General features: G+C 57.5%; 27 protein-coding genes. 4 read left to right on the plus strand and 23 right to left on the minus strand.

Annotated features, from left to right (window positions below; translation table 11 throughout):
- Window positions 1-114: 114 nt before the first annotated feature.
- The 9 genes from rplR to rpmC all read right to left on the minus strand — a co-directional run bounded on the left by rplR (window position 115) and on the right by rpmC (window position 3524).
- Complete coding sequence (rplR, locus tag K3762_RS15445) at window positions 115-474, minus strand: 50S ribosomal protein L18 (protein ID WP_067622237.1); 360 nt, start codon at window positions 472-474, stop codon at window positions 115-117.
- An 11-nt stretch (window positions 475-485) separates the two neighbouring features.
- Entirely contained in the window at window positions 486-1019 is a 534-nt protein-coding gene (gene rplF, locus K3762_RS15450) for a 50S ribosomal protein L6 (RefSeq protein WP_067622240.1), read from the minus strand.
- 10 nt (window positions 1020-1029) lie between these two features.
- A complete protein-coding gene (gene rpsH, locus K3762_RS15455) occupies window positions 1030-1422 on the minus strand; it encodes a 30S ribosomal protein S8 (protein ID WP_067622243.1) in 393 nt (130 codons plus the stop codon).
- Window positions 1423-1434: 12 nt separating this feature from the next.
- Entirely contained in the window at window positions 1435-1740 is a 306-nt protein-coding gene (gene rpsN, locus K3762_RS15460) for a 30S ribosomal protein S14 (protein WP_007118851.1), read from the minus strand.
- An 18-nt stretch (window positions 1741-1758) separates the two neighbouring features.
- On the minus strand, window positions 1759-2322 hold the full coding sequence (gene rplE, locus K3762_RS15465; RefSeq protein WP_067622246.1) for a 50S ribosomal protein L5: 564 nt from the start codon (window positions 2320-2322) through the stop codon (window positions 1759-1761).
- Window positions 2315-2626: a 50S ribosomal protein L24 gene (gene rplX / locus K3762_RS15470; protein ID WP_067267981.1), complete on the minus strand. Its 312-nt coding sequence runs from the start codon at window positions 2624-2626 to the stop codon at window positions 2315-2317. Before rplX ends, rplE begins: the two co-directional genes overlap by 8 nt.
- A 2-nt stretch (window positions 2627-2628) precedes the next feature.
- On the minus strand, window positions 2629-2997 hold the full coding sequence (rplN, locus tag K3762_RS15475) for a 50S ribosomal protein L14 (RefSeq protein ID WP_005621870.1): 369 nt from the start codon (window positions 2995-2997) through the stop codon (window positions 2629-2631).
- A 63-nt stretch (window positions 2998-3060) separates the two neighbouring features.
- Window positions 3061-3306: a 30S ribosomal protein S17 gene (gene rpsQ, locus K3762_RS15480; protein ID WP_120351863.1), complete on the minus strand. Its 246-nt coding sequence runs from the start codon at window positions 3304-3306 to the stop codon at window positions 3061-3063.
- Between the two features lie 14 nt (window positions 3307-3320).
- The gene (gene rpmC / locus K3762_RS15485; RefSeq protein ID WP_007118846.1) at window positions 3321-3524 is read right to left on the minus strand and encodes a 50S ribosomal protein L29; all 204 of its coding nucleotides are present in this window, start codon (window positions 3522-3524) and stop codon (window positions 3321-3323) included.
- A gap of 183 nt (window positions 3525-3707) precedes the next feature.
- On the opposite strand from rpmC, the gene K3762_RS15490 reads away from it, so the two are divergent.
- Both K3762_RS15490 and K3762_RS15495 read left to right on the plus strand, forming a co-directional pair.
- Window positions 3708-4328 carry a TIGR02466 family protein gene (locus K3762_RS15490; RefSeq protein WP_067622256.1) on the plus strand — a complete coding sequence of 207 codons (621 nt, stop codon included), beginning with the start codon at window positions 3708-3710 and terminating at the stop codon, window positions 4326-4328.
- Between the two features lie 15 nt (window positions 4329-4343).
- Window positions 4344-4916, plus strand: coding sequence for a hemerythrin domain-containing protein (locus tag K3762_RS15495; RefSeq protein ID WP_165935547.1), 573 nt, complete (start codon window positions 4344-4346; stop codon window positions 4914-4916).
- A gap of 15 nt (window positions 4917-4931) precedes the next feature.
- On the opposite strand, the gene K3762_RS15500 is transcribed toward K3762_RS15495, so the two are convergent.
- Window positions 4932-5132: a hypothetical protein gene (locus tag K3762_RS15500; protein ID WP_132444193.1), complete on the minus strand. Its 201-nt coding sequence runs from the start codon at window positions 5130-5132 to the stop codon at window positions 4932-4934.
- Between the two features lie 132 nt (window positions 5133-5264).
- Between K3762_RS15500 and K3762_RS15505 the strand changes: the two genes are divergently transcribed.
- The gene (locus K3762_RS15505) at window positions 5265-6197 is read left to right on the plus strand and encodes a DUF2806 domain-containing protein (RefSeq protein ID WP_132444192.1); all 933 of its coding nucleotides are present in this window, start codon (window positions 5265-5267) and stop codon (window positions 6195-6197) included.
- 84 nt (window positions 6198-6281) lie between these two features.
- Here K3762_RS15505 and rplP read toward each other — a convergent pair whose 3' ends face one another.
- The 9 genes from rplP to K3762_RS15550 form a co-directional block, all read right to left on the minus strand.
- Window positions 6282-6695 (minus strand): 50S ribosomal protein L16, encoded by a 414-nt coding sequence (gene rplP / locus K3762_RS15510; RefSeq protein WP_007118841.1) that lies wholly within the window; start codon window positions 6693-6695, stop codon window positions 6282-6284.
- A gap of 13 nt (window positions 6696-6708) precedes the next feature.
- A complete protein-coding gene (gene rpsC, locus K3762_RS15515) occupies window positions 6709-7416 on the minus strand; it encodes a 30S ribosomal protein S3 (RefSeq protein ID WP_067936359.1) in 708 nt (235 codons plus the stop codon).
- Window positions 7416-7796: a 50S ribosomal protein L22 gene (gene rplV / locus K3762_RS15520; RefSeq protein WP_067267968.1), complete on the minus strand. Its 381-nt coding sequence runs from the start codon at window positions 7794-7796 to the stop codon at window positions 7416-7418. The genes rpsC and rplV overlap by 1 nt, the downstream gene beginning before the upstream one ends.
- 3 nt (window positions 7797-7799) lie before the next feature.
- Window positions 7800-8078 carry a 30S ribosomal protein S19 gene (gene rpsS, locus K3762_RS15525; RefSeq protein ID WP_007118838.1) on the minus strand — a complete coding sequence of 93 codons (279 nt, stop codon included), beginning with the start codon at window positions 8076-8078 and terminating at the stop codon, window positions 7800-7802.
- 3 nt (window positions 8079-8081) lie between these two features.
- Window positions 8082-8924: a 50S ribosomal protein L2 gene (rplB, locus tag K3762_RS15530; protein WP_067267965.1), complete on the minus strand. Its 843-nt coding sequence runs from the start codon at window positions 8922-8924 to the stop codon at window positions 8082-8084.
- 305 nt (window positions 8925-9229) lie between these two features.
- Complete coding sequence (gene istB, locus K3762_RS15535) at window positions 9230-10021, minus strand: IS21-like element helper ATPase IstB (RefSeq protein WP_260010418.1); 792 nt, start codon at window positions 10019-10021, stop codon at window positions 9230-9232.
- On the minus strand, window positions 10011-11540 hold the full coding sequence (gene istA / locus K3762_RS15540) for an IS21 family transposase (protein WP_260010420.1): 1530 nt from the start codon (window positions 11538-11540) through the stop codon (window positions 10011-10013). Before istA ends, istB begins: the two co-directional genes overlap by 11 nt.
- Window positions 11541-11742: 202 nt before the next feature.
- Window positions 11743-12891: a PRC-barrel domain-containing protein gene (locus tag K3762_RS15545; RefSeq protein ID WP_120352286.1), complete on the minus strand. Its 1149-nt coding sequence runs from the start codon at window positions 12889-12891 to the stop codon at window positions 11743-11745.
- A gap of 240 nt (window positions 12892-13131) precedes the next feature.
- A complete protein-coding gene (locus tag K3762_RS15550) occupies window positions 13132-14163 on the minus strand; it encodes a fatty acid desaturase (RefSeq protein ID WP_120351869.1) in 1032 nt (343 codons plus the stop codon).
- 173 nt (window positions 14164-14336) lie between these two features.
- On the opposite strand from K3762_RS15550, the gene K3762_RS15555 reads away from it, so the two are divergent.
- Entirely contained in the window at window positions 14337-14762 is a 426-nt protein-coding gene (locus K3762_RS15555; protein ID WP_120351870.1) for a DUF1801 domain-containing protein, read from the plus strand.
- 34 nt (window positions 14763-14796) lie between these two features.
- On the opposite strand, the gene K3762_RS15560 is transcribed toward K3762_RS15555, so the two are convergent.
- From K3762_RS15560 to rpsJ, 4 genes are read right to left on the minus strand one after another with little or no spacing between them, the layout of a single operon-like run.
- The gene (locus K3762_RS15560; protein WP_007118833.1) at window positions 14797-15093 is read right to left on the minus strand and encodes a 50S ribosomal protein L23; all 297 of its coding nucleotides are present in this window, start codon (window positions 15091-15093) and stop codon (window positions 14797-14799) included.
- On the minus strand, window positions 15090-15707 hold the full coding sequence (gene rplD / locus K3762_RS15565; RefSeq protein ID WP_067622160.1) for a 50S ribosomal protein L4: 618 nt from the start codon (window positions 15705-15707) through the stop codon (window positions 15090-15092). Before rplD ends, K3762_RS15560 begins: the two co-directional genes overlap by 4 nt.
- On the minus strand, window positions 15704-16582 hold the full coding sequence (gene rplC, locus K3762_RS15570) for a 50S ribosomal protein L3 (RefSeq protein ID WP_082849552.1): 879 nt from the start codon (window positions 16580-16582) through the stop codon (window positions 15704-15706). The genes rplD and rplC overlap by 4 nt, the downstream gene beginning before the upstream one ends.
- 17 nt (window positions 16583-16599) lie before the next feature.
- The gene (gene rpsJ / locus K3762_RS15575; protein WP_067267998.1) at window positions 16600-16920 is read right to left on the minus strand and encodes a 30S ribosomal protein S10; all 321 of its coding nucleotides are present in this window, start codon (window positions 16918-16920) and stop codon (window positions 16600-16602) included.
- Window positions 16921-17029: the final 109 nt, after the last annotated feature.

Genomic DNA, 17029 nt, shown 5'->3' on the forward strand with positions numbered 1-17029 from the left:
CCCTTGGCCCCCGGATCATCGAGAGGGCCAACCCGGCCCTCTTCGCAGGAAAGCTATGCGCGGGGCACAGCCTCCATATGAAAGCAGGTGCGTGGTTGCCCACGCACCGCACAATCAGATCTTCAAACCGCCTTCACGCGCGGCGTCGGCCAGAGCCTTCACCTTGCCGTGGAAGAGGAAGCCGCCACGGTCGAAGTATGCTTCTTCGACGCCAGCTTTCTTGGCACGTTCGGCAATCGCGGCACCGACCTTGGTCGCTGCTTCGATGTTGTTCTTGCCGAAAACGCCCAGATCCTTTTCCATCGAGGAAGCGGAAGCCAGTGTCACGCCGTTCACATCGTCGATCAGCTGAGCCGAGATGTTTTTGGACGAACGGTGTACCGACAGGCGAAGACGCCCGGCGTTCACTTTGCGGAGTTTGTTCCGAACGCGCATGCGGCGTTTCAGGAACAGCTGTCTTTTGGTGTTTGCCATCTTTCCGTTCCTTACTTCTTCTTGCCTTCTTTGCGGAACACGAACTCACCCTTATAGCGGATGCCTTTGCCCTTATAGGGCTCGGGCTTGCGCCATGCGCGGATGTTCGCGGCGACCTGACCAACAAGCTGTTCGTCAATGCCTTCCACAACGATTTCGGTCTGCTTCGGTGCCGTTACGGTGACGCCTTCGGGCGCAACGTAGTCAACATCGTGGCTGAGGCCGAGGTTCAGTTTCAGCGTGTTGCCATTGACGGCCGCACGATAACCAACACCCTGGATTTCCAACTCCTTCTTGAAGCCCTCGGTGACGCCGGTCACGAGGTTTTCAATCATGGTGCGGGACATGCCCCACTGCTGACGTGCGCGCTTGGACTTGCCACGCGGTGTCACAGAGATTGCATCGTCTTCGACCGTCAGGGTCACGTCGTCAGTTGCGCGGAAGCTGCGGGTGCCCTTGGGGCCCTTCACTTCGATCGTCTGACCGCTCACCGATGCCGAGACGCCCGAAGGCATGGCGACTGGTTTCTTACCAATACGAGACATTGTCTTCTCCTTAGAATACGGTGCAGAGCACTTCGCCGCCAACATTGGCAGAGCGTGCAGATGCGTCCGACATCACACCTTTGGAGGTGGAGACAATCGACACGCCGAGGCCCTGACGGACAACGGGGATGTCATTGACGGCCATGTAGACGCGACGACCGGGTTTGGAAACCCGCTTCAGTTCACGAATAACAGGTTCGCCTTCGTAGTACTTGAGGCTGATCTCGATGGCGGGGTGGCCATCGGCGCCCGTGACTTTTTCGTAGCCGCGGATGTAGCCTTCGTCGGCCAGCACGTCCAAGACCCATGCACGCAGCTTGGAAGCCGGTGTGGAGACGGTGGATTTGCCGCGCAGCGAAGAGTTACGGATGCGTGTCAGCATATCTGCGATAGGATCGTTCATCTGATGCGCTCCTTACCAGCTCGACTTGACCATGCCGGGGATTTGGCCCGAAGAGCCGAGGTCCCGCAGCGCGATCCGCGAAATTTTCAGTTTACGATAGTAGGCGTGCGGGCGGCCCGTCAGCTGGCAACGGTTGTGCAGACGCACAGCAGAGCTGTTGCGCGGCAGTTTCGCCAGTTTCAGGGAAGCGCGGAAACGCTCTTCCATCGGTTTGCTTTCGTCGCTCACGATCTCTTTCAGAGCCGCGCGCTTCTCAGCGTACTTTTTGACCAGTGCTTCGCGCTTCTTCTCGCGCTCAATCATGGATTTCTTAGCCATTTCTAATCCTTCCCGCGCTTATGAATTGAAGGGCATGTTGAAAGCTTTCAACAGCGCCTTGGCTTCAGCGTCGGTTTTCGCCGTGGTGGCGATCACGATGTCCATACCCCAAGTCTCGTCAACTTTGTCGAAGTCGATTTCGGGGAACACGATATGCTCTTTCATGCCCATGGCGTAGTTGCCACGGCCGTCAAAGCTCTTGCCCGAGATGCCGCGGAAGTCACGGATACGGGGCATTGCGATCGTGATCAGACGATCAAGGAATTCGTACATGCGGTCGCCACGCAGGGTAACTTTCGCACCCAAAGGCATGTCTTCACGCACGCGGAAACCAGCGATGGATTTCTTGGCCACGGTTGTCAGAGCCTTCTGGCCTGCAATCGCGGTCAGGTCTTCCTGAGCCGACTTGGCTTTTTTGCTGTCGCGCACGGCTTCGGCACCGCAGCCGATGTTCAGAACGATCTTGTCCAGCTTGGGGATCATCATGTCGTTCTTGTAGCCGAATTCCTCTTTCAGGGCGGCGCGGATCTTCTCGCGGTATTCGGCCTGAAGGCGGGGTGTGTAGGTTGCGGTATCAAGCATCGATCACGTCCCCCGTGGTCTTGGCAAAGCGCACTTTTTTGTCGCCTTCGATTTTGAAACCTACGCGCGTGGCTTTGCCATTGGCATCCACCAGTGCGAGGTTGCTCAGGTCGATCGGCATCGCCTTGGGGATGCGGCCGCCCTGAGATGTCTGTGTCTGGCGCGTTGCGCGGATGGCGATTTTCACGCCGTCAACGATGGCCTTGTTCGACTTGGGGTCAACAGACGAGATGGTGCCCGTCTTGCCCTTGTCCTTGCCGGACAAGACGATGACCTTGTCACCTTTGCGAAGTTTAGCAGCCATGATTACAGCACCTCCGGAGCGAGCGAGATGATTTTCATGAAGTTCTTCGCACGCAGCTCACGAACAACCGGCCCGAAGATACGGGTGCCGACAGGCTCGTTGTTGTTATTCAGGATAACAGCAGCGTTGCGGTCGAAGCGGATGGCGGTGCCATCTTCACGACGAACTTCTTTGGCAGTGCGAACGACAACGGCCTTACGGACGTCGCCTTTTTTCACACGACCGCGCGGGATGGCTTCCTTGACCGACACGACAATGATGTCGCCGACGGATGCGTATTTACGCTTGGAACCACCCAAGACCTTGATGCACTGAACACGGCGCGCGCCGCTGTTGTCAGCAACATCCAGGTTGGTCTGCATCTGGATCATTTGGTTTCTCCCGACCTTCTGGGGGGCGATGCGGCCCTCATCCCAGGGTTTCGTTTAAGGGGCTCAGGCTTCGGTTTTGTCCGAAGTCAGAACTTCCCAACGTTTGGTTTTCGACTTGGGGGCACATTCGATGATGCGAACGCTGTCGCCCACCTTGAACGTGTTGTTCTCATCGTGAGCCCGGTATTTTTTGGACTTACGGATGGTCTTCTTCAGAACCGGATGCGTAAAGCGGCGCTCTACGGAAACGGAAACTGTTTGTGCGTTGGCGTCCGATGTCACGGTGCCTGTAAGGATACGCTTGGGCATGTTTCAGGCTCCTATTATTCGGCTGCCGCAGCAGCGGCTTTCTGGTTCAGCACGGTGTGGACACGGGCCACGTCACGCTTAACAGTCTTCAGACGTGCGGGGTTTTCCAACTGGCCGGTGGCCTGCTGGAAACGCAAGTTGAAGGATTCTTTTTTCAGGTTCACAAGTTCGTCGCGGAGCTGGTCCGGCGTCTTGTCATGCAGTTCGCTGGCTTTCACGGCCTCTTCCTTTCAACATCACCAGTAGGCCCCTGTCAGGGTGACCATGATTCTGGTGGAGTTCATGATGAAAGGTGCCAATACGCGCTGAGGTCGCACATGGCAACCCCCGATGGCCCGGCGCCTGTGAATTAGGCGGGAAAGACGCTGGCGATAGGAACATGTTCCGCATAAGAAGGGCCTATGTCAAACATCAAATCGCTTTTCGCCACCCGCCTCTATCACGCCGCCCTGTCGGACCATGGCAAACCCATCGACACCGATGAGCTCGCCGCCTCTTGTTTCTCGATCGCCGAGGATGATGAGGCCGGGCAGGACTGGTGCGAAGAGAACGGCTATGCGGGCTACACCTCTTATGCGTCGCTGGACGACCTGCCTTACCGCTTTCCGATCTTCAAGGATCTGGTCGCGGTGCTGGACAAACATGTGGCCGCCTTTGCCAAGGATCTCGACTTCGATCTGGGCGAGCGCAAGCTGGTGCTAGACTCCCTGTGGCTGAACATCCTGCCCGAAGGCGGTATCCACACCTCGCATATCCACCCCCACTCCGTGATCTCTGGCACGACCTATGTGACCATGCCCGAAGGCGCCAGCGCGATCCGCTTCGAGGATCCGCGCCTGCCGATGATGATGGCCGCGCCGGGCCGGGTGAAAGACGCCCGCGAAGAGCTGCGCCCCTTCATCTATGTCGCACCCGACGCGGGCGACGTGCTGCTGTGGGAAAGCTGGCTGCGCCATGAGGTGCCGATGAACATGATCGAAGAAGACCGCGTTTCGGTCTCATTCAACTACAACTGGGCCTGACCGATGGCCGAGGACGTGAGCGCCCTCCCCCTGTCGGACCTGACAATCGACGCCGAGACCCGCCCGCCCCTGCCCGACATGGGCGACGTCACCGAGGCACAGCGACAAGCTGGGCGGCACCTTGCGGCGATCCACCGTCACTACCTTAGCGATCTATCACAAATCGCTCAGGTGATGACCCGCATTGAGGCCGGAGACGCGCCCCCGGCTGAGCTTGCACATATCGTCCTGCATAGCCAGATGGCCCAGAATTTCGCCGCCGCCGGGACGCTCTGCGGTCAGCAATGCTGGGCGTTGACGATGCACCACAATATCGAAGAACAAAGCATTTTCCCGCAGCTGCACGCCCGCGGCTCTGAACCCGTACGTGCAATCGTGGACCGGCTGCGGGCCGAACATGAGGTCGTTCACGCGCTTCTCGAACGGCTGGGCGCGGCGGCGGGCGGATTGTCCGAGGCACCAAGCTCAGAACAATTCGCCGAAACCCGCGCGATATTCGACCAACTGGTCGCAGTGGTGCGCTCGCATTTCAAATTCGAAGAGACCGCCTTGGCCGAGGCATTGGGCGTCTATCAGGTCGACATCTAAGGCACCTCCCGGCGGCTATTTTAGCTTCTTCGCCGCCTCTTCCTGCGCTTTGACCGCTGCCTTCTCTTCCTTGGTCAGCTTGTTGCCCCACTGATTGTTGCTGAGCCCGAGATCACTGGGCATCGGCTTGGTCTTGCCCTTCTTTACCTCGCCACCCTTATCGAGAAAGGCGCGGATCAAGTCTTCGTCGGTATTGGGTTTGGGGACGTGCTTCATAGGACTGGGCCTCCAGTGTTCCCTCTATTTGTAGTTTGCCGCATATCACTTGGCTACCACCTTTCAGTGACATACCTTCTCCATAGGTTTTTTACATTTACGGTTGAAGATTTAGCATTTTGAGGAAGTAAAATGGGTGAAGGTGAACCACATTTTTTAAAGGCAGCGATTGAAGGTGGAATCCCTCAACTGCTTGCTGGTCCAGCTGGCAAAGCGATAAGCCGTTTAATCGGTGCGGGAATTGAGATTCCGGCTGTTTGGCTGGAGGGCATAGCTCAAGGCACGCGAGATAAAACGCAAGCTCGTAGCGCAATTTCTGAAATTCTATCCGCAAAAGTTGCTTGCGAAGCTTCAACAGATCCTAAAGTTCTTGAGCGGGCAATGAATAGTATGCTGAGCAAAGCTTACCGAACACAACGCAATAAAGACGCTGTAGCGAAAATAGCTATCGAAGAACTTCAGGTTCATCCATCTGAGAAGGAAAACGAGGCGCCATCGGATAGTTGGATGTCCAAGTTCGAGAGTTATGCTGAAGACGCCAGCGATGAAGAGCTTCAAGCGATGTTTGGCCGCCTATTAGCGGGCGAATTGCGAGCCCCCCGATCAGTGGCACCATTAACCCTTCATTTTGTTTCCATGCTAGAGAAAGACGTCGCTGATCTCATTCAACGTGTTCTCCCCTTCACCCTAGACGATGGCATGACACTGCTTGAGTGTATCAAACCAAATTTGACCGTAAAGGAAATTACCTACTTGGAGCAATCGGGCTTCTGGACGGCGGACAAAATATTGACTTTTTCCACGAAAAATGGCCAGCGAGCGGTGCAAAGAACTCGCGGAGAAGAAGGCTTTTTCGTCCAGTTAGGCGAGGGCAATGAACTCGCTTTTAAGGTCGGCCTTCTTTCGAGAGCAGGGCGAGATTTGCTCCGGGTAGTTCAGCCGCCTTTCGAATTCGCCGCTTTAAGTGAACAGGCCAAATCTAAAGGCGCTGAACATTTTGGGTTTGGCGAAATTTACCAAGATGGACCAAATCTCATAATGCCACAGCCGAAAATACTGTTCTAACTGTCATATCATAGAAAAACCCCCACCGATCGCTCGGCGGGGGTTTCTGATTTCTTCGCAATCACCCCTGACAGGGTGACAGGCTTACCAGTCCTCGCGGACAACAACCCGGGTTTTGATCGGCAGCTTCATGGCTGCCAGACGCAGAGCTTCGCGTGCCACGTCTTCACCGACACCGTCGATTTCGAACATGATACGGCCCGGCTTGACCTTGGCTGCCCAGAAGTCGACGGAACCTTTACCTTTACCCATACGAACTTCGACGGGCTTGGAGGTGACCGGTACGTCCGGGAAGATGCGGATCCAGACACGGCCCTGACGCTTCATGTGACGCGTCATGGCGCGGCGTGCCGCTTCGATTTGACGGGCTGTAACCCGCTCCGGCTGCAGTGCCTTCAGGCCGTAGGTGCCAAAGTTCAGGTCAGACCCGCCCTTTGCCAGACCCTTGATCGAGCCCTTAAACTGCTTGCGGAATTTAGTACGCTTTGGTTGAAGCATTTCTCATTCCCCCTTAGCGACGACCGCCGGCACCGCGAGGTGCTGGGCCGTCTTGGAGTTCCTGTGCCTTACGGTCACGCGCGGCGGGGTCGTGTTCCATGATCTCGCCTTTGAAGATCCATGTCTTGATCCCGATGATGCCGTAAGCGGTGGCCGCTTCGACATGTGCGTAATCGATGTCGGCACGCAATGTGTGCAGCGGCACGCGACCCTCACGGTACCATTCGGTACGCGCGATTTCGGCCCCACCAAGACGACCCGCGAGATTCACGCGGATGCCCAGTGCGCCCATGCGCATGGCGTTCTGCACGGCACGTTTCATGGCGCGGCGGAAAGACACCCGGCGCTCCAGCTGCTGTGCAATGCTCTCACCAACAAGGTGTGCGTCCAGCTCGGGCTTGCGGACCTCAACGATGTTGAGGTGCAGTTCCGAGTTGGTCATCTTGGCGATCTTCTGGCGCAGCGTCTCGATGTCCGCGCCTTTCTTGCCAATGATAACACCGGGGCGTGCTGTGTGGATCGTGACGCGGCACTTCTTGTGCGGACGTTCGATGATCACACGAGCGATACCGGCCTGGTGGCACTCTTTCTTGATAAAGTCGCGGATTGCGAGATCTTCGAGCAGAAGATCACCGTAATCTTTGGTGTCGGCGTACCAGCGGCTATCCCAGGTGCGGTTCACCTGAAGACGCATACCGATCGGATTGACTTTGTTACCCATCAGGCTTGCTCCTCAACTTGACGCACTTTGATCGTGATCTCGGCAAACGGCTTGATGATCTTGCCGAACCGGCCACGGGCACGCGGGCGACCGCGCTTCATGGTCAGGTTCTTACCCACATAGGCCTCGGCCACGATGAGTTCATCGACGTCCAGGTTGTGGTTGTTCTCGGCGTTGGCAATCGCGGACTGAAGGCATTTCTTCACGTCCTGCGCGACTCGCTTCTTGGAGAAGGTCAGATCGGTCAACGCTTTGTCCACGGACTTGCCACGGATCAGGGCTGCAACCAGGTTCAGTTTCTGCGGGCTTGTGCGAAGCATGCGCAGTTTTGCCATTGCTTCGTTGTCTGCCACGCGGCGGGGATTCTTATCCTTGCTCATGGCTTATTTCCGCTTCGCTTTTTTGTCGGCGGCATGACCGTAGTAGGTCCGAGTCGGGGAGTACTCACCGAACTTCTGACCGATCATGTCTTCGCTGACGTTAACAGGGATGTGCTTATGACCGTTGTACACGCCAAACGTCAGACCCACGAACTGGGGCAGGATCGTGCTGCGGCGCGACCAGATCTTGATCACTTCGTTACGGCCGCCCTCGCGGGAAGCCTCTGCCTTTTTGAGGACATAAGAGTCAACAAAAGGACCTTTCCATACTGAACGAGCCATTGATTAACGCCCCTTCTTCTTGGCGTGACGCGAGCGGATGATAAGCTTGCTGGACGCTTTGTTCTTGTTGCGGGTCTTGGCACCCTTCGTCGGCTTACCCCAAGGAGTAACCGGGTGACGACCACCAGAGGTCCGGCCTTCACCACCGCCGTGCGGGTGGTCGATCGGGTTCATCACCACACCACGTACAGAAGGACGGATGCCCTTGTGACGCATGCGGCCCGCTTTACCGTAGTTCTGGTTGGAGTTGTCGGGGTTAGACACAGCACCAACGGTGGCCATGCATTCCTGACGCACGAGACGCAGCTCGCCGCTGCTCAGACGAATCTGAGCGTAGCCACCGTCACGACCCACGAACTGGGCGTAGGTGCCGGCGGCACGTGCGATCTGACCGCCCTTGCCGGGCTTCATCTCGATGTTGTGGACGATCGTACCGATTGGCATGCCCGAGAAAGGCATCGCGTTACCGGGTTTGATGTCCACTTTGGCGCCGGCGATGATTTTGTCGCCGATGGCCAGACGCTGGGGGGCCAGGATGTAAGCCTGCTCGCCGTCTTCGTACTGGATCAGTGCGATGAAAGCGGTCCGGTTGGGGTCATATTCGATCCGCGCGACAACAGCGGACATGTCCAGCTTGTTACGCTTGAAATCAACGATACGGTAGAGGCGCTTTGCACCACCACCTGTACGACGCATTGTGATTCGTCCGGTGTTGTTCCGACCGCCAGATTTGGTCAAACCCTGAGTAAGGGCTTTGACCGGGCGGCCTTTCCACAGCTCCGAACGGTCGATCAGTACCAGTCCACGCTGGCCTGGCGTCGTCGGTTTGTACGACTTGAGTGCCATGTTCTCTGTCTTCCGTTTGCTTGGCACGCATCCACCGAGATGAAAGCGCGTTGGTTGTAGGGCCCCGAAGGTCCCCTGTAGGAGTGGTGGGTGGGCTGAAATCTCTTGCGAGGCAGGCATCCCAACCACCGGGATCGTTCAAATAGCCAAACCCCGGACGAATCCGGGGCTTGAGCCGATGTGGCGACCTAGCAGGTTCAATTCTGCCCGTCCAGTGGGCATGGCGAAATTCTGTTGATTGTCACCGAGAACTGACCCGGCATTTTCACCGAGACTTGACCCACCCAGTTGTTATGTTCTTTGCGTTATGATGGCGTCAATGCCGCTTTTTCCTTTCGTTTCTGTTTGGCTGTCGCGGAGCTGGCCTTGAACCGGTAGCTGTCATTGCCGGTCTCGAGAATGTGGCAACGATGTGTGAGGCGGTCGAGGAGCGCGGTGGTCATCTTTGCATCACCGAACACGCTGGCCCATTCGCTAAAGCTCAGGTTGGTTGTGATGACGACGCTGGTGCGCTCGTAGAGTTTGCTTAGAAGGTGGAACAGCAACGCGCCACCCGTAGCGCTGAACGGCAGGTATCCCAGCTCATCCAGGATCACCAAATCAGCTTTCACCAGCACCTCAGCGATCTTTCCTGCCTTGCCTTGGGCCTTTTCTTGCTCCAACGCATTGACCAACTCGACCGTGGAGAAGAAGCGCACACGCTTGCGATGATGCTCGATTGCTTGAATGCCGAGGGCGGTAGCGACATGCGATTTTCCCGTTCCAGGGCCTCCGATCAGCACTGCATTCTCAGCCGCGTCCATGAACTCGCATCGGTGAAGTTGGCGGACCAAAGCTTCACGGACTTCGCTGGCGCCAAAGTCGAAGCCAGAGATGTCTTTGTATGCCGGAAAGCGTGCTGCCTTCATGTGGTAGGCAATGGAACGCACCTCACGTTCAGCAATCTCGGCTTTAAGCAGCTGCGACAACATGGGGATCGCTGCATCGAAAGCAGGCGATCCCTGCTCATGCAGGTCCTGCACGGCCTGAGCCATGCCTGGCATCTTCAGGCTACGCATCATGATGACGATGGCAGCACCGGCGGGATCATGACGCATGACGTGTTCCTCCCGTGGTGCGTAGCCCGTCATATCGTGCGACATTGGCCTCGGGCTCCTTATTCAAAGAAAGGGCCGCAGGCGGGGTCACATCGGGCTGGTCTATCGGTGCGCCATCCACCAGCCTGTGAAGTAGGTTCAAGACATGGGTTTTTGTTGGTACGCCCGCCTCCAGCGCCATTTCTACTGCGCAAAGCACGGCCTGTTCGTCATGGTGGAGGACCAAGGATAGGACGTCGATCATCTCGCGGTCACCACCTGGCCTACGCAACATATGATCCTGCAGCTTCCGGAACCCTTCTGGCATCTCAACGAAGGGCGCCCCGTTGCGCAGCGCGCCGGGTTTGCGTTGAACCACCGCCAGATAATGGTGCCAGTCATAAATAACGCGCCCTGGCTGACGGTGTGAGCGTTCAATAATGCGCTCATGCGTGCAGACCACATGGCCTTCGGCGACGATGACCAGCCGTTCAGGATAGATGCGGAGACTGACAGGGCGGTTCGCAAAGCTGGCAGGCACTGAGTAGCGATTACGGTCGAATGCTATCAGACAAGTGGGGGATACCCGCTTGCTCTGCTCGACAAAGCCGTCAAACATTGTGGGCAGTGGCATCAGCGCGGCCTTCTCGGCGTCCCAGATATCCGCAATATTGCCAGGCAATCTGCCATGCGGTGTCTCGGCCCAGAGAAGCTTGCAGCGCTCCTCCAGCCATTCATTCAGCGCATTGAGGTCCGGAAAGGCGGGCATGAGTTGCCAAAGCCGATGGCGGGCGTCGCGCACATTCTTCTCAACCTGACCTTTCTCCCACCCTGCCGCAGGATTGCAGAACTCAGGGTCAAAGACATAATGGCTGGTCATCGCAAGGAACCGTGCGTTTACATCGCGCTTCTTGCCGACACCAATCCGGTCAACGGCTGTCTTCATGTTGTCATAGACGCCACGCCCCGGAACACCCTCAAACACCCGAAAGCCATGCCAGTGGGCATCGAACAGCATCTCATGCGTTTGCAGCCGATATGCCCGCACCAGAAATGCGCGGCTGTGTGACAGCTTGATATGAGCGACCTGAAGCTTGAGGCGCTCGCCGCCGACATAGGCCCAGTCCTCGCTCCAATCGAATTGGAACGCCTCGCCCGGCTGAAAGACCAAGGGCACGAAAACACCCCGGTCAGTCGTATGTTGAGCACGCTGGCGTTCGCCCTTCCAGTTCCGCACGAAGGCCGCGACACGCTCATATGAACCATCAAAGCCGAGCTGAACCAGATCTGCATGCATCTGTTTGGCCGTTCGCCGTTCCTTGCGTGATTTACGCTGCTCAGACAGCAACCAGCCTGTCAGCTTCTCAGCATAAGGGTCTAACTTGCTCGGTCGGTCCAAAATTTGGAACTCGGGCTCAACTATCCCTGTCCGCAGATACTTCTTGATCGTGTTGCGAGACACCCCTGTCCGGCGCGCAATCTCGCGGATGGGCATCTTGTCTCGCAGAGCCCATTTCCGAATAATCCTCAGAAATCCCATGTCTAACACTCCAATAGCTCCCAGCTGATTCAAGCAGGGGCAAGGTTACACATGGGTCAATTCTCAATGACAATTTCTGCAGTTGCCGGGTCAGTTCTCGGTGACAATCAACAGCGAAATTCCTCTCCCACTGCCCGCACAAAAGAAAAGAAGGCGCCGAAGCGCCTTCTTCCGTAGGTTTACCGATTACCCAAAGCGGGTATTAGTCAAGGCCAATGCTCTCGGCCAGACGCATACCGGGGTCAAGGATTTCAACTTCTGCTTCGTTGAATTCCGGCATGCTTTCCAGACGCTCTTCGGTGACGCCGGGGACGATCACTTCGTCTTCACGCATGATCAGCTTCTCAACCGGAATGGCGACTTCGTTTTCGCCCATCCCAAGGAAACCGCCAACGCCGATGATCGCAACAACGGTGTCGCCACGGACGCCGATAAAGTCGATCTCGCCAACGTCTTCACCGGTTTCGGTGGCGACGCTGCGGCCGGTCAGTTCTTCGGCGGTCAGGTTAAAGATCGGCAGACGCTGCACGTTCTCCTGATAGCGGGTGCGGTCTTCTTCGGCCATATTGCCTTGCTCGTCAGCGTTGAAGTCTTCCATCAGCACGCGGGCTTGCTCTTGCTCGACGTTGATCTCGGCGCCTTCGGCACCTTCAACGTTGACCTGCGGCGCTTCGGCTTCTTCGACGACGACATTCGCGTCTTCACCCTGCTGCACGTTCACGTTGGCTTCTTCCTGCTCAACAGCGACGCGGGCCTCTTCGGATTCAGCCACGTTCACATTGGCTTCGGCCTGCTCAACCGTCACGCGCGGCTCGGCTTCTTCGATGGTCACTTTCGGCTCGGGACGAACGAATTTCACGACGGGTTCGGGCTGCTCCAGGTCAACGATTGGCTCACCTGTTTCCACATCGACCTGCGGCTTGGGAACCTGCACGGTCACGACCGGCTCAGGGATGCGCACGGTCACCTGCGGCTGTGCCTGCTCAACGGTGATGATCGGCGCCTGCTGCTGCACGCGAACAGTCGGCTCGGGCACAGCGACGGTCACTTCGGGCTGGCCCTGCTCAACCGTTACCACGGGGGCGTCCTGCGAAACGTTTACGTCGGGCTCGGGCACGGTCACGTCAACTTCGGCGTCTTCCTGCTCGACAACCACTTGGCCGCCGGCCACATTGGCGGTCGCGGCTGCGTCACCTTCAACTTCGACTTCAGCTTCTGCTTCCATCTCGGCTTCGGCGTTGCGCTCAATGGTCTCTTCGACTTTGTCTGTCGCGTCCTGCGCCAGAACCGGAGCGGCTGCGAAAAGGGCAACGGCGGATACGCCGGCCATGAGTGTTTTGGTATAGATCATTAGGTCTCTCCCGTATTCGTTTAAGATAGTTGGGGCGCCCAGCACCCCGTCTTCCACGGTGAGACAACCGGCAGCTTTCTGCTCTGTTCCAAGAAAATTGATAGCCTTTTTTCGGAACTTTTTATGGGTCGCCACATGATTGAGGCAGGCCTCGACGGGATCGCGCATGGGTAATGCCTCCCCCTAAAAACGCAAAAACCCCGCCGGAGCGGGGGTCTTGCATCAGCGATATGTTAGGGCTTAAGCGGCGCGGCGCGCCTGTGCGAAGGATAACAGGCGCTTGCTCTTTTCATCCCACAGATGCAGCCGCGCATTGGCGAGGCTTTCGCGAATGGTCATGCGGTTCCCCTCGGCCAAGGCCACATGGTCACGCAGCACTTCCGGCAGGCGATAGAACGGGATGCGGCTGTAAAGGTGGTGCACATGGTGAATGCCAATATTGGCACTCAGCCACTGCAAGGGCCGGGGCAGGATGTAATGCGACGAGCCGTGAAAGGCCGCGTCATGCAAATCCCAGGCTTCGTTCTCCTCCCAATGGGTCGTCTCGAACTGGTGCTGCACATAGAACAGCCACATGCCCGCCGTGGCCGCCAACAGGGTGCTGGGGACGAAGATAAGCAGAATGGGCATGATCCCCCCAAAATAGAAGATCACCGCAAGTGCTGCGAGGATCGTCAGGTTGGTGCCCATCGCGCTCAGCCAATAACGGGTTTGCGCCATCAGCCCCAGCGGGACGCGGTTCTGCACGAAAAACAGGTAGCTCGGCCCAAGACCAAAAAGCACGACCGGATTGCGGTAGAGACGGTACTGCAACCGCCCAAGCAGCCCAAGCTCGCGATACTCTGCAACGGTGAGCGTGTGAATGTCGCCAATCCCGCGACGGCCAAGGTTCCCGGCCGAGGAATGGTGAATCGAATGGGTTCGGCGCCAAACGTCATAGGGCGTCAGTGTCAGCACCCCCAGGACGCGGCCCACCCAATCGCTGGTGCGACGGCTGCTGAAAAAGGCCGCATGGCCGCAGTCATGCTGAATCGCAAAGAGGCGCAGCAGGAAGCCTGCATTCACCAGCGAAATGCCGAGCGTCAGCCAGCCACTGATCGACAACGCCCACCAAGCCAGTGCCCAGAGAAGGACAAACGGCCCAAGCGTGATCGCCAGTTCAAAACTGCTTCGCCAAGTGCTTGGCTCGCGGTAGCGGGCCAGCACGCGCACCCAGTCGCGCGCGTTCGACACGTCCGCAGACGCGCCGGAGGTAGATTTTTCGTGGGACATAGAGCTGCTTTTTATCGTTGCTTCATGCCTTGTAAAGGAAAGCGCGCAGCAAGCAACTTATCCGTTGAGTATTAACGCGGGGTTTCCGCTCACGCGGCAAATAACTGTCGAGATAGGTCGCCTTGCTGGCCCCGAGTGATTGATCCTATCGGTCTCCACGCCTACGCTTGCGCATGACTTTGCCCGACCTGCCCTTTCAAACCGACGCCGTAACCCGCGCCTTCGCCGACTTTCCAGATAAGGTACGCCCCGGCCTCTTGGAAGTACGGCACCTCATCTTCGAAGTCGCGGCGACCGAGAATGTGGGACCCATCGATGAAACCCTGAAATGGGGTCAGCCCGCCTATCTCACATCCGAAAGCAAATCCGGCACGACCCTGCGCATTGGGGCGCCAAAGTCTGGCGGTTACGCGGTCTTCGTGCACTGCCAGACAACCATAATTTCAGACGCCCGTGCGGTCTTCGGAGATGCCTTCACCTATGACGGCAATCGCGCTGTCCTCTTTGATGCAGAGACCGAGGTCGCCAATACGCCCCTGGCCCTTTTGATCGCCCAGGCGCTGACCTACCACCGTCGAAACGAAAAAGGCCCCCGCTGAGCGGAGGCCTTTTCTAAATGTCGGTACCGAAAGCTTACAGCCCGGTGGATACGTCGATTGTGTTGCCCTCTTCGAGCGTCACATAAGCCTTTTTCACGTCTTTACGGCGGCCCATCTGGCCCCGGAAACGCTTGACCTTGCCTTTGGTGATGGACGTGTTCACGGCCTTCACCTTGACGTTAAAGAGCGCCTCAACGGCCTCTTTGATCATCGGCTTGTTGCTTTCGATCGCCACTTCGAAAACGACAGCGTTCTGTTCGGACGCCATGGTTGCTTTCTCGGTGATGATCGGCTTGCGGATCACGTCGTAGTGTTCATGCTTGGCGCTCATTTCAGGCGTGCCTCCAATGCTTCGATCCCCGCTTTGGTGATCACCAGAGTGTCACGCTTGAGGATGTCATAGACGTTTGCGCCCATCGACGGCAGGACATCCAGCCCTTCGATGTTGCGCGCGGCCTGTGCGAAGTTCTCGTTGACCGAAGCGCCATCGATGACCAGCGCGCGCTTCCAGCCCAGGTTCGACACCTGTTTGGCCAGAGCGGCTGTTTTGCCTTCGGATGTGGCTTCGTCGATGATGACCAAGGAACCGGCTTTTGCTTTGGCGGACAGCGCGTGGCGCAGGCCCAGCTTGCGGAACTTTTTGGTCAGCTCGTGGCCGTGGCTACGCGGGGTCGGACCCTTGTAGATACCACCCTTACGGAAGATCGGCGCGTTACGGTCACCGTGGCGTGCGCCGCCGGTGCCTTTTTGGCGATAGATCTTCTTGGTCGAGTAGCTGGTCTCGGACCGGGTCTTGACCTTGTGCGTACCCTGCTGCGCGTTGTTACGCTGCCAGCGCACGACGCGGTGCAGGATGTCGGCACGCGGCTCAAGGCCGAACAGTGCTTCGTCCAGGTCTACGGACCCGGCTTTGCCACCGTCGAGTTTGATGACATCGAGTTTCATGCGTCACCTTCTTTCTTGTCAGCGTCGGCATCGGAATTATCGGCATCCGAACCTTCAGCTGCGATTTCAGCTTCAGCGGCCTTCAGCGCTTCGGCTTCCTGTGCGGCTTGCTCTTCGGCCAAACGCTTGGCTTCGGCTTCTGCCTCTGCTGCGGCTGCGGCGGCTGCCTCTTCGGCGGCTTTCGCGGCTTCTTCAGCGGCGGATTTCAGAGCGGCGGGCAGAATCGCGTCTTCGGGGAACGGCTTTTTGACCGCATCCTTGACGGTGACCCAGCCACCTTTGGAGCCAGGAACGGCGCCTTTGACCATGATCAGGCCACGCGCACTGTCGGTCTTGACGACTTCGAGGTTCTGCGTGGTAACACGGGCAGCGCCCATGTGACCGGCCATTTTCTTACCTTTGAAAACCTTGCCGGGATCCTGACACTGGCCTGTGGAGCCGTGCGAACGGTGGCTGATGGAGACACCGTGTGTCGCCCGCAGACCGCCGAAGTTGTGACGCTTCATCGCACCGGCAAAACCTTTACCGATCGAAGTGCCTGCAACGTCAACGTACTGACCCGCGAAGTAATGGTCCGCGATGATTTCCTCACCAACGTCCAGCATCGCGTCCGCATCGACGCGGAACTCAGCAACCTTGCGCTTGGGTTCCACTTTCGCAGCTGCGAAATGGCCACGCATGGCTTGGCTTGTGCGTTTGGCTTTCGCCGAACCGGCACCCAGCTGAACGGCGGTGTAGCCGTCACGGTCTGCGGTGCGCTGTGCGACAACCTGAAGCTTGTCCAACTGAAGAACGGTCACAGGAATCTGCTTGCCGTCTTCCATGAACAGCCGGGTCATGCCGACTTTTTTTGCAATAACGCCTGAGCGCAACATATGATTACCCTCCCGGCTTACGATTGCAGCTTGATCTCGACATCCACGCCAGCAGCGAGGTCGAGCTTCATCAGCGCGTCTACGGTCTGGGGGGTCGGATCAATGATATCCAGCAGACGCTTGTGCGTGCGGATTTCGAACTGGTCACGGGATTTCTTGTCAACGTGGGGACCACGAAGAACGGTGAATTTCTCGATTTTGTTCGGCAGCGGAATGGGACCGCGAACCGAAGCGCCTGTGCGCTTGGCGGTGCTGACGATTTCCTGAGTGGAGGCATCGAGCACCCGGTAGTCAAACGCCTTGAGGCGAATGCGGATGTTCTGGCTTTGAACGGCCATATGCATATCCCTTGTTTTGGGATTCTAACGGATTGGAGGAAGCAGGCTCATCCGGCCCCCTCATCGCGCCTTGGTATTAAATCAAACGGGGCGCGTCTAACGCACCCCG

This window comes from Sulfitobacter sp. W074, from assembly GCF_025142275.1.
Lineage (GTDB): Bacteria > Pseudomonadota > Alphaproteobacteria > Rhodobacterales > Rhodobacteraceae > Sulfitobacter > Sulfitobacter profundi.